The sequence below is a fragment of the Sphingomonas turrisvirgatae genome (assembly GCF_001721295.1).
Taxonomy (GTDB): Bacteria; Pseudomonadota; Alphaproteobacteria; order Sphingomonadales; family Sphingomonadaceae; genus Sphingomonas; species Sphingomonas turrisvirgatae.
Genome location: NZ_MDDS01000045.1, coordinates 1 through 11,353, shown reverse-complemented (window position 1 = coordinate 11,353; position 11,353 = coordinate 1). Strand labels below are relative to the sequence as shown.

At 63.8% G+C, this 11,353-nt stretch carries 9 protein-coding genes; 2 read left to right on the top strand and 7 right to left on the bottom strand.

Translation table 11 applies throughout. The features are described 5' to 3' along the window. Positions 1 to 289, top strand: a 289-nt coding sequence (locus BFL28_RS21315) for a hypothetical protein (protein WP_206599123.1), incomplete at its 5' end; no start/stop codon positions are given. A gap of 93 nt (positions 290 to 382) precedes the next feature. After that, a complete protein-coding gene (locus tag BFL28_RS14595; protein ID WP_069321273.1) occupies positions 383 to 607 on the top strand; it encodes a hypothetical protein in 225 nt (74 codons plus the stop codon). On the opposite strand, the gene BFL28_RS14590 is transcribed toward BFL28_RS14595, so the two are convergent. The 7 genes from BFL28_RS14590 to dgcN all read right to left on the bottom strand — a co-directional run bounded on the left by BFL28_RS14590 (position 604) and on the right by dgcN (position 11,000). Continuing rightward, positions 604 to 1,824 carry a dicarboxylate/amino acid:cation symporter gene (locus tag BFL28_RS14590; RefSeq protein WP_069321272.1) on the bottom strand — a complete coding sequence of 407 codons (1,221 nt, stop codon included), beginning with the start codon at positions 1,822 to 1,824 and terminating at the stop codon, positions 604 to 606. The genes BFL28_RS14595 and BFL28_RS14590 overlap by 4 nt on opposite strands. Positions 1,825 to 1,934: 110 nt before the next feature. Next, a complete protein-coding gene (locus BFL28_RS14585) occupies positions 1,935 to 2,819 on the bottom strand; it encodes a LysR family transcriptional regulator (RefSeq protein ID WP_069321271.1) in 885 nt (294 codons plus the stop codon). A gap of 58 nt (positions 2,820 to 2,877) precedes the next feature. Beyond that, positions 2,878 to 4,452, bottom strand: coding sequence for an N-acyl-D-amino-acid deacylase family protein (locus tag BFL28_RS14580; RefSeq protein WP_069321276.1), 1,575 nt, complete (start codon positions 4,450 to 4,452; stop codon positions 2,878 to 2,880). Positions 4,453 to 4,466: 14 nt separating this feature from the next. Beyond that, positions 4,467 to 7,286: a TonB-dependent receptor plug domain-containing protein gene (locus BFL28_RS14575; RefSeq protein ID WP_069321275.1), complete on the bottom strand. Its 2,820-nt coding sequence runs from the start codon at positions 7,284 to 7,286 to the stop codon at positions 4,467 to 4,469. 93 nt (positions 7,287 to 7,379) lie between these two features. Further along, the gene (locus BFL28_RS14570; protein WP_241527349.1) at positions 7,380 to 9,005 is read right to left on the bottom strand and encodes an N-acyl-D-amino-acid deacylase family protein; all 1,626 of its coding nucleotides are present in this window, start codon (positions 9,003 to 9,005) and stop codon (positions 7,380 to 7,382) included. A 13-nt stretch (positions 9,006 to 9,018) separates the two neighbouring features. Continuing rightward, positions 9,019 to 10,005 (bottom strand): N-acetyl-D-Glu racemase DgcA, encoded by a 987-nt coding sequence (gene dgcA, locus BFL28_RS14565; protein WP_069321270.1) that lies wholly within the window; start codon positions 10,003 to 10,005, stop codon positions 9,019 to 9,021. Continuing rightward, positions 9,990 to 11,000: an N-acetyltransferase DgcN gene (gene dgcN / locus BFL28_RS14560; protein WP_173655762.1), complete on the bottom strand. Its 1,011-nt coding sequence runs from the start codon at positions 10,998 to 11,000 to the stop codon at positions 9,990 to 9,992. Before dgcN ends, dgcA begins: the two co-directional genes overlap by 16 nt. Positions 11,001 to 11,353 lie beyond the last annotated feature (353 nt).

Here is an 11,353-nt window from a genome sequence, read left to right as displayed (position 1 = left end):
CCCTAATTGTGGTCATTCGACCGATCCGCCGTCGATCCCGGAAGCTGCCGTACGTTCATCTCGCCAGCCACGGCGTACTGGACGGCTGATCTTGGTCCAAAACCAGGCTGGCAGCTTCTGGGCCGCAGATCGTGCTGAACGGATATTCGTTCAAGCTGGCCGTTTTGAGACCACCTATAATTCTCGAGGAAATAGCATAGGCAACACCGCCGGCGACACGCGACTAGAACGCCATTCTCTATCTGATCAGTTGGTCGCCGCCGCTTCGCAACGCCTTCCCCTCCGGTAGCCTTCCGGTGCCCGGCGATGACCATAGCATGTTCGCCGCAGCGCGACGTGTGAAGAGCGTTGACGTCGCGTCTGGTTGGATCAATTTCGATGCATGAGCAAGATTACGACCGACATGCTCGCCGACATCCCCCATCTCGACCACGCGACGGTGCCGGGACGCTCTATCGGCTGTCTGACCTTCTACGATGAAGACTTGTATTTCTGGGTGCTGGCAGGCGAAGCTGGTAATACCAAGCTTATGAAGATGAAGGCATGGCCGAGGGGAGGCCTTCTATTTCGCACGAGCCGCCGACGCGATCCACACCGTGACGGCTAGCGCGCTTCACCGATGGCCCCTTCAGACCGCGCTACGGCCATAGCCACGGCCAGATTGGCGCTCGCACTCGGCACGGTCCGGGTCATGTCGAGCAGGCGATCGAACGGGAGGACGAAGCCGACGACGAGCGCCGTCTGCTCCGGCGACACGCCGACGGCGGACATGACCGCCGCAAGCATGAACAATGACGCAGAGGGGACTGGCGCCGTCCCGAACGCGGCAAGCGCGCCCGTGACGAGTACGACGCCGTAAGTGGCGGGCTCCATCGGCACGTCAAGCGCTTGAAGGCAGAAGATGCTCAATAGCCCCACGTACATCGCGGTGCCGTCTTTCCCGATGCTGGCGCCGAGCGGGAGCACGGTAGAATAGATCGACCGATCGATCCCCAGTTTCCGATCGGCGGCGTCCATCGCCACGGGCAGCGTCGCCGAGGATGACGCCGTCGAGAATGCGACAACCAACGGGTCGATAATGCCGCGAAGAAAGGGGAGAAACGGTAGCCTGGCCAGTACGCGTATGATCAACGCGTGAACCACCAGAATTTGCATGGCCGATCCCACCACGACTGCAAGCGCGAGCCAGCCGATATTGACGAAAACCGAAGCGCCACCGGTGGCCACCGCGTTTGCGATCAACGCGAGGACACCGAATGGGGTCAGTTCCATCACGATGCCGACGATGCGCAGCAAAACCGCCGACATTGCCTGAAGCAGATTTGCGAAAGGACGCCCCTGCTCACCCGACAGCACCGTCGCAACCCCGGTGAGGATCGCGACGAAGATCAAGGCCAGCATGTCGCCGTTGGCCAAGGCTTCCACAATGTTGAGCGGCACGATCCCGACGATCTGGTCATAGAGCGTCACCGGCGTACCCAGCGACTTTGCGACGACGCCGGCAATCGGCGCGCCTTCGCCGGGACGGATCAATGTCGCGATGCACATGCCGATCGAAACCGCCACCGCCGTGGTCATCGCGAACAGCCCGACCGTCCGGATACCCAGTGGTCCCAATCGAGCAGGGTCGCCAAGGGAAGTGATACCCGCGGCAATCGTGACCAGCACGATCGGCGCCACCAACATGCGGATGCCGCGGACGAACAGGTCCCCGAAGATCATGATCGATGGCGCGGCGGCCGGCCAAAGCGCGCCAAGCAAGACGCCAAGCGCCAGTCCGGCGAGAACCCGCTTCCACAACGGGATCGCAAACCATCGCCTCATCGTTGCGGCAGTCTCTGGAGCACAGGTAGCGGATCGAACATCTGCGCGAGCCTAACTGCCAAGGGCGACAATCACCACATTCCCATCGCGCTGATCCATATAGCCGGACGCTATGTCTGCGATATGACTTCGGATACGATCTTGAGAAAGGTCTTCGCCAACGCGGTCGGCGGTCGATTGATCAGGAACATCGCATGCACGTCGAACGAGGGCATTGGGCTCAGCGGTCGCGTCGCCAGGCCGGGCGCCAGCGACGCCTGCGCAGTGAAGCTGTCGACGACGGTCAGGCCCACGCCCGATCGGACGAGCGCGGTGGCGATATAGAAGGTGCGTGCCGACACAGCATCGTCGAGTTCCATGTCCAGGCGCTGCTGTTCCTGGACCAGCAAATGACCGATCGGCCCGCTGGCGGCGACACTGATGAACGGATGATGGCGCAGGTCCGCAAGGGTCAGATGGGCGGGTGCATCGGGGATATCCTGTTCGCGATAGAGCGCCGCAAGCCTGCCCTCGCCTAGCACATGGCTGCCGATCGGCGCATGATGCGGCACTTCATATGCAAGCGCGATGTCGGTTTCGCGTTCGTACAGCTTTCGCACCAGATCGTCATGATGGACCGTCTGAAGGTCGAAGCGGACGTCGGTGTGTCGCAGTCGAAACCGCGCGACCGCTTCGGGCAGCACGCCCAGCGCGAGAGAGGGCAGCGCCGAGATGCGCAACACGGTGCCGGTCCCGCGTCGCAGATTGCGAGCGCCCTCGCGCAGCGCGTGGACGCGCTCCTGGATCTGGGCGACTTCGACGAACAAGGTATGCGCATCTTCGGTCGGGATCAGACGGCCCTGCGCGCGTTCGAACAAAGGGAAGCCCAGCAGCGATTCGGCGTGGCGTAGCGCTTTTGACACCGAGGGCTGCGATATGTTCAATGCGCGTGCAGCGCCGCTGACCGAACCGTTGGTATAGACAGCGTGGAAGATTTCGATGTGACGCAGGTTCATTGCGCCCCATCGTCGCTTGCCGAGCGGTGTAGGGCAAGCGGATATGGGGCTTTCTTTCTCAGCGCGACCTCAACAGGACGCGCCCGGTGCGAACAGGCTGGGCTTTTCCGCGAGCGAGCGCGGCGCGGCCATTGACGAAGACATAGTCCATCCCGGCAGCGTAGGCGTGGGGCCGCTCATATGTCGCGGTATCGCGCACTGTATCGGGATCGAACACGATCACATCGGCATAAGCGCCGCTGCGCAGCACGCCTCGGTCAGGAATCGAGAAAACCTGCGCCGGCAAGCCGGTGCCGACATGAATCGCTCGCGCCATGCTGATCACCGGCTTGTCGAGCACGTAATTGCGCAGCTTGCGAGGAAAGGCTCCATAGGCGCGCGGGTGTTCCGACGTCTTGCCGAATTCGGGCAGACCGCCATCTGTGGTCGTCATCGTCCACGGCTGCTGCATCAGTGCTTCGACATCCTGGTCGCTCATATTGAATGACACCGTCCGCGCGCCGCCGCGCCGTAGCATGTCGATCGCTGCATCCAGCGGCTCCTTCCCCATCAGCTTGGCAATTTCACCGAGCCGTTTGCCGTCGAGCGTCGGGTCGGGCGTGAATTCACGGATCATGATCGCGTTCGGCCCCGCGCGACGTTCGAGATTGGGTGCCATTTCCGCGCGGATTTTCGCGCGCATTTCGGGGTCTTCCAACCTTTTGGCCAGGGCCGCGCCGCCCCCTTCCTGTGCCCAGGACGGCACCAGCGAGGCCATCAGGTTCGAGCCCGACGCGGTGTAGGGATATTGATCGGCCCATATTTGAACGCCCGAGGCGCGCGCACGCTCGATCCGTGCGATGACCTCGGCCGATTTGCCCCAGACCTGGGGGCCGAGCACCTTGATGTGGGTGACGATGCCCGGCAACTTGGCCTCGCGCGAGACGGTGATGACTTCATCGACCGCGCCGACGACACCGACATCGTAGTTGCCTTCGTCGCGAATATGACTGGTGTAGAAAGCGTGCGGGAATTTCGCCGCAACCCTAGCCAGGCCGACGATCTCCGCCGTGTCCGAATATTTTGCGGGGATATAAAATGGGCCGTCGGACAGGCCGTAGGCGCCGGCCTTCATTGCGTTGGCGACCAGCGCCTCCATCTTCGCCTGTTCGGCCGGTGTGGCTTTGCGCGCGACATTGCCCATCACCGCTTCGCGTACTGCGTTATGACCGATCAGCGGCGCGACATTTACACCCGGTATCTGCGTCTTCAAGTCGGAGATCTGCTTCGTCAGATCCGCCGGCCCGCCGCCATCGGGATTGATCATGATCGTCGTGATGCCCTGGTGTAGCATGGGCAGCGCGGCGGCGAGCCGCGGGGTTTGGATGTTGGGCGCGCCGTGTGAATGCGGGTCGATGAAGCCCGGTGCGACGATTTTGCCGGCGGCATCCACCACCATCTTTGCCGTCGCATGCTTTTCGATCCGGCCTACCGCGACGATGCGGTCACCTTTGATCGCGACGTCGACTTGACGACCGGGCGTGTCGCTGCCGTCGTACACAGTGCCGCCACGGATCAGCACGTCATAGGTTTGGCCGGCGACCGGAGCGGCCGTGGCGAGCAGCGCGGTCAATGTCAGGGCAAAAAGCTTCATTTGACCCGTCTCCATTACATCTTGATCCGGAAGCCGACGCGGTATGTCCGCCCCAGCAGATCGTAGATCGACTGGTTGGTGGCCGGCGTCGCATAGGCGCTCCCGGCCGGTCCGGGCGCGACGACCGGCGGATCCTTGTCCAGCAGATTATTGATCGCGGCAAACAACTGCATTGTGCGCCCGCCCATCTTGAAATCCTGTGAGATCGACGCGTCGAGATAGAAGGCACCGGCAATCCGGTTGTTATTGATCGTCCGGTTGGTGACGGTCGAGACGGGGCAGTTGGCCGTGCATTCGACGAAGCTGTTGTCATATACGCCGCCGGAGACGCCGCGGCCGACAAGATTGGCGATAAAGCCACCACCCGACGACCATGTCGCCTGCGCACGGTACACCCATTTGGGTGTGGTGCCAGCATCTACGCCGTTCTGGCCAACGCGTTCGACGGGCGCATCGATGCCGTTGTTGAAGTAGTTCTTGATATAGCGCGTGGCCAAGCCGCGCACCGTGATGTCACCGCCGCCGACCGCCGTGCGGTACGAGCTTTCGATGTCGATGCCCTGGGCATGCTGCCGAGCAAAATTGAACGGGCTTTCAAACACTTGCAGGTTGTTTCCGAACGAATTCGGCCCGCGTACCACGGCGGTGCAGAACGCTTGGACGCCTTCATTACAGCGATCGACGATCGTCTGCGCGGTGACCGATCCGATCGCACCCTCGATCTTGATATCGTAATAGTCGATCGACAGTGCGAACCCGCGAAGGAATTGCGGTGTCAGCACCACACCCGCACCCCATTGATCGGCGCGCTCGGGCTGCAGCTGCGGGTTGCCGCGCGTCGTGCCCGCGAACTGGACCGACGCGTTGTTCTGTGATGAATCGATCAGCACGTTGATGCGAGTCGAGCCCGCGGTGAACAGTTCGCCCAGATTGGGTGCGCGGATATCGCGTGATCGCGTTGCGCGGAAACGAATGTCCGGCACCGGCTGAAAGGTGATGCCGCCCTTCCAGGTGGTGACATAGCCGGACGTCGAATAGTCGGTGCCACGGACCGCGCCGTTCAGGTCCAGCCCTTCGATCACCGGCACCGCCAGCTCGATGTAGCCCTCGGTCACGTCATAGGCACCCGTGGTGGGCAGGAAGTTGCCGACGAACCAGCCGGACTGGAACTGGGTGGGTACGCTGCCCGATACCTTCTCCCTGCGGTGCTCGCCGCCGACCGCGACGGACACCGGACCTGCCGGCAGGCGAAAGGCATCGAACGAGAGGTTCGCCGCGAACACGTCCTGTTCGAACCGCTGGTTACGGTAAGGGTTGCCCAGGATGTAATCGAGCGCCGCCTGGCTGTTCACGCCGATACCCAGCCGGTTGAACGGCACGCAGCCATTGCTCGGCGCGGTCAGGGTCGAACGGCACACGATCGTGCCGGTCGGCACGCCCGCCGCGTTGCCGGCCGGCGCGAACACAGCATCCTGCGCCAGCGCAAGGCGGGCATTGTTGGTGATATCGCGCGCCATTTCCGTCGTGCGGCTGATACCCTTCTGGTAATAGACGTCCCAGCGAGCGGTGCCAGCCAGCAGCTCGAAGTCGCCGCTGGCGCCGACGACGTAGCGCTGCAATTCGCGCTGCGTATCGTTCTTGCGAATTGGCAGATCGGCGTTGGTTGTGCCGAGCGTGAACTGCGCGATGTTCAGCGCGGCCAGTTGCGTGCGCACCGATTGCGGGATGAAGGCATTGTCCGATCGGATCGTGACGTTTGCCTGGTTGAGCTGAACCCCGAGCCAACCGAGGTTTTTCGACCTGGCGTAGGACGCCTGGGCGAAGACGTTGAGCCACGGCGCGACATCGAAGCTGACTCGCCCGAACGCGCTCTTGCGATTTTCCTCGGGATCGAGCGACTGGAAGCTGTTGACCTGCGTCGCCTGCCAGTCGCCGCCGATCTGCCACGGATCTCTGGTGGTGCCGAAATCATATTGGCTGACCGCGCCGCCCGGGCCGAACTGCGTGCCGCGCAGCGCAGTGTTCGTGATGACGCCGCCGCGTGTCGCCTGGCTCAGACCCGCGCCCTGCACGACCAGACGCTCGGGTTGGCCGTTGCCGGCGACATAGGCCGGGTTGTTGATCATGTACCAGCCACGCTGATTCCAGTCGCGGGGCACCCCGTGCAGGCCTTCCTTCACCGCGATTTCCCCGCTGAGCAGCAGGTGCCCGCGTCCGCCAGCAAAGCTGGTGCCGGCCGTCAGCGTCGCGCGGTAGTTGGGCGCGTCGCCATAAGTGGAGATGCCGTATTCGGCGCTGCCCTTGATGCCGGTATATTCCTTGTCGAGGATGAAGTTGACCACGCCCGACACGGCGTCCGAGCCATAGGCGGCCGAGGCGCCGCCGGTGACGATCTCGACGCTCTTGATCAGCCCTTGCGGGAAGGTGTTGACGTCCACCAGCCCGCCCAGCGTCGAACCGACCGACCGCTGGCCGTCAAGCAGCACCAGCGTGCGAGCGGTGCCCAGCGCGCGCAGGTTCAAGGCGTTGACGCCCGCCGTACCGGCCGAAATCTGCAGATTGGAGTTGGCGGGCGTCGCGCTGCCGACCAGCGAGGGGATGTCGTTGACGAAATCGGCGACGTTCGCCGGTGCGGTTGCCTCGATATCGTCGGACGTGATGACGGTCAGCGGGGTGGGCGCGCGATATCCGTCGCGCTGGATGCGGGTACCGGTGACGGTGATCTCGCCGACGACCGGCTCAACGTCCGGTAGGGGTTCCTGCGCGAGCGCAGTGCCGCTCCATAACGCGATGGCGAGTGCAGTCGGCGATACGAATGCCAGTGACTTTGTCATCGTTTCTTCCCTTTGTCCCTGTATCGGTTCGATGATGCCCTCCTGCTTGCCGGTCGTTGCCGGCGGCATCTTTCTACCCAGTTTCTTGCGCGTTTAGGGGCAGCTGCCAGGCTTGGGTGTGCGCGGCAGCGGACGTCCAGCAGCGGCCCCCGTCACTTCGCCCTCCTCGATCGCCAGTTGGCCGTTGACCACCACGAAGCGCATGCCGGTCGAAAGCATCGTCGGGTGCGTGTAGTCGGCGCGTGGGCCGAAGCGGTTCGGATCGAACGCGATCACGTCGGCGAACGCGCCGCGCTCCAGCCTGCCGCGCTCGCTCAACCCGAACATATCGGCCGTCGTTGACGTGCTGCGATCGATGAAGGTCTGCAGGTCGATGACCTTCTTGTCCTTCACGTACAGCGCATATTTGCGGGCGAACGATGCGTAGTATCGCGGATGCCCCTGCGACGCGTCGGAACTGGTCACGACCCACGGGCGGCGTATGAATGCCGCGATATCGGCCTCGCTTTGGTTGAATGATGCGACGCCCGCCTCGCGCTGCTTCAGGATGTCGATCGCAGCATCGATCGGATCGACGCCTGCGTCCTTCGCGATCGCTTCCAGCGTCTTGCCTTCCGCGCCGGATGGCCCGGAGGTGATGAGCAGTGCAGACGGCCCGCCCCGGCGGCGCAGGTTATCTGCGATCTCGGCGCGCATCTTCGCCATCGTCGCAGGTTCGTCGAAGCGCTTGAGCATCGCCGCGCGTCCGCCGTCCTGCGCCCAACGTGGCATCAAGGCGGCGGACAGCCCGGTGCCCGATGCCGACCACGGATATTGATCTGCATGAACGATCTGACCCGCTTTCTGCGCGGCTTCGATCTGCGCGATGATCGCGCCGGCCTGGCCGTGCACATCGACGCCCAGCGCCTTGATATGTGCGATGTGGACCGGGATGCCGGCTTCGCGACCGAACGCCAGCGCCTCGTCGATCGCGCCCTTCAAGCCGATCGTATAGCTCGACTCGTCCCGGATATGGCTGTCATAGACGCCGCCCTTCGCTGCCGCCGCCTTGGCCAGAGCAACCACTTCGGGTCGCCTGGCGAAGCTCTGCGGGGCGTAGAAAAGTCCGGTCGAGAGTCCGAGCGCACCGGCACACATCGCGTCTGAAACGAGTGCGGTCATCTTCGCGGTTTCGGCGGCTGTAGGAGCGCGGTCGGCGGGACCGATGACCTTCAGCCGCACCGCACCGAGGCCGACATAGGTGGCGAAGTTGATGCCGTAGTCGCGGGTGGACTGGCCGAAGCCGTCCATCATCCCCTCGGCGCCGATCTTCGCGCGCCCGAACGTCTTGTCCATGTCAGGATCGCCGCTTCCGTCCACGCCGAGAAAGGCCGTCGTTACGCCCTGCGTCAGAAACGGTAGCACCAATCGCGCGGCGGGGTCGCTCGACGCCAGGGCGTTGTCGACATGGGTGTGCGGATCGATGAACCCCGGCGCAACGACCAGGCCGGTCGCGTCGATCACACGCTTGGCCGGGCCAGGCGCCTGGGGTCCGACATAGACAATGCGATCACCCTTGATCGCGACATCGCCCCTGAACGGCGCGGCATCGCCCGGATAAACGGTGCCGCCGCGGATGACGATGTCGGCGCCCACATCCTGCGCCGTCCCCGAGCTTGTGAACGCGGCCGCCAGAACGACCGCTGCCGTCGATATCGTCCACCGCGTCCGTCGCATCATCGCGTCAACTCCCTCAACTTCCCCAGAACCCCGCAGTCGGCGGTGCCAACACACCACGCGTACCGATCACCCCGCCTGACCGATCGGTCGCCAGCCACAACGGCCCGTCGAGATCGACGAAGCTGGACTGTTGCGCGATTACCAGCGCCGGCGCGATCGACAGCGAAGTCGAGATCATGCTGCCGGTCATCACGCTCATCCCCGCCTTCGCTGCGGCATCGGCCAGCGTCAGCGCGGCGGTCAGCCCGCCAGTCTTGTCGAGCTTGATGTTCACGACCTGATATTTCGCTGCCAACGCTGACACGTCGCCCGCGACATGCGCGGATTCGTCGGCGGCGATCGGGATTAGCGGGGTAAAACTTTCCAGCGCATCATCCTCGCCCGCCGGCAGCGGCTGTTCGAGCAGATCGATGTTCAGATCCACCATCATCGGCTGGAGCCGCTCGATCTCGGCGATCGTCCAGCTTTCGTTGGGATCGACGATGACGCGGGGTTTCGGCGCCTCGGCACGGACCGCACGGATCTGTGCTTCGGGATCGCTGCGATCGACCTTGATCTTGACCAGCGGGACGTCGCCCAGCGCTTTCGCCGCTGCCGCCATGGCCTCCGGCGTGTCGAGGCTTACGGTCATCGCGGTCGGCATCGTGCAGATCTGCGGGCGGCCGAGAATGTCGGTGACGCTACGCCCGGCGAGCTTCGCCTCCAGGTCCCACAACGCGCAATCGACCGCGTTACGCGCCGCACCCGCCGGCATTGCCGTCAGCAGCTCTTCGCGAGAAAGGCCGGCGTCGATCGCCGCCTGCACCTTGGCGATTTCGGCCAGCGCGCCGTCGATCGACTCGCCATAGCGCGGATAGGGCACGCCCTCGCCCCGTCCGACGACGCCGTCTACCGTGATCTCGACCGCCACCACCTCGGCAACGGTCTTCACGCCCCGCGAAATGCGGAAAGGAACCGCGAGTGCGAACGCCTCGCTTCGCGCGATCAGGCGCCGAAGCAAGATACGACCCGGTCGACGATCGGCTCAACGCCCATTGCAAAGGGATCGGTGCAAGGCAGGCCGAGTTCATCGGCGGTGTCGGCGCACAGCCGCTCCGCCGCCTCGCGCGTCATCTTCGAGGTGTTGAGCGCGACGCCGACCGCCTGCACGGCCGGGTTCGTCAGTCTGGCGACCGCCAGATTGGCCTCCAACGTCTGCTTGAGTCCGGGGAGCTGATAGTGCGGCAAGCCGCGCATATGTTCGCGCACCGGATCGTGGCACAGAACCAGTGCATCGGGTTGAGCGCCGTGCAGCAGTCCTGTCGAGACGCCTGCGAAGGAGGGATGAAACAGCGAGCCTTGGCCCTCGATCAGATCCCAGCCACCATCGTCGCGTGCCGGCGAAACCTGCTCGATCGCGCCCGAGATGAAATCGGCGATAACGGCGTCCAGTGGCACGCCGCCACCCGCGATCAGGATGCCGGTCTGTCCCGTCGCGCGGAAGTCAGCCCTCATCCCGCGGGCGCGCATGCCGGTTTCCAAGCAGAGCGTCGCGTACATCTTGCCCACTGAACAATCTGTACCGACGGTCAACAGACGCTTGCCGGCACGCGGCTTGCCATTGCCGATCGGAATGTCCGGTCGCGGATCGCGCACATCGTGCAACTTGCGGCCGTGACGCGCCGCCGCATCGACCAGCGCGGGTTCGTCGCGAAGACGATTGTGCAGGCCAGAGGCGACGTCCAGCCCGGCCTCGATCGCCGCGACAGCGTCGCGCACCAGATCAGCACCAAGCATTCCGCCGGCGTTCGCGATACCCAGCACCAACGTCTTGGCACCGGCAGTCACCGCTTCGGGAAAACCCATTCGCGGCAAGCTCAGCGTCAATGGGCAATCGTGGTGTCGGAACTCGCCCACACAGAGTTCCCGGCGGAATACGGCGAGCCCGCGAGACGTCTTGATGCCAACTTCGTCGTCCGAATGTCCGAGATACAATAGATAGGGACCAGCGATCATCAGGACCTCGTTGAACGGCGATGATCGGACTATGGCGAGTTGGGCTGCGCCCGGCGTGTTCTAATCTTTGGCACCCTCATAGCTCCAGCGCATAACTGTTCTCAAGTCCGTGACATTCGGCGACCTCGAAAGCCGCTGTCGAAACCGCTGTTTGAGAATCAGCTTCGTGAACGGCCGCTTTGCCGATCTCGCTATCTAAAAGCTGTCAGTCCGAAGCCGGCCCGCTTCCTGTCATTTCGAACAACAGCGGCGGAACGACAGCAAGTGGGCCTGGAGCAGACTGGCCGGTTCCGGGTGCTGGACACAGGGAAGCTGCCGTTCCCGGGCAATCATGGCTTACGGCTGCTGCCGAC

Bases quoted from the DNA above. Each gene is read 5' to 3' on its own strand.
- BFL28_RS14585 (WP_069321271.1), bottom strand. From the start codon at position 2,819: ATGAACCTGCGTCACATCGAAATCTTCCACGCTGTCTATACCAACGGT.
- BFL28_RS14595 (WP_069321273.1), top strand. From the start codon at position 383: ATGAGCAAGATTACGACCGACATGCTCGCCGACATCCCCCATCTCGAC.
- BFL28_RS14570 (WP_241527349.1), bottom strand. From the start codon at position 9,005: ATGATGCGACGGACGCGGTGGACGATATCGACGGCAGCGGTCGTTCTG.
- BFL28_RS14575 (WP_069321275.1), bottom strand. From the start codon at position 7,286: ATGACAAAGTCACTGGCATTCGTATCGCCGACTGCACTCGCCATCGCG.
- BFL28_RS14580 (WP_069321276.1), bottom strand. From the start codon at position 4,452: ATGAAGCTTTTTGCCCTGACATTGACCGCGCTGCTCGCCACGGCCGCT.
- BFL28_RS14590 (WP_069321272.1), bottom strand. From the start codon at position 1,824: ATGAGGCGATGGTTTGCGATCCCGTTGTGGAAGCGGGTTCTCGCCGGA.
- dgcN (WP_173655762.1), bottom strand. From the start codon at position 11,000: ATGATCGCTGGTCCCTATCTATTGTATCTCGGACATTCGGACGACGAA.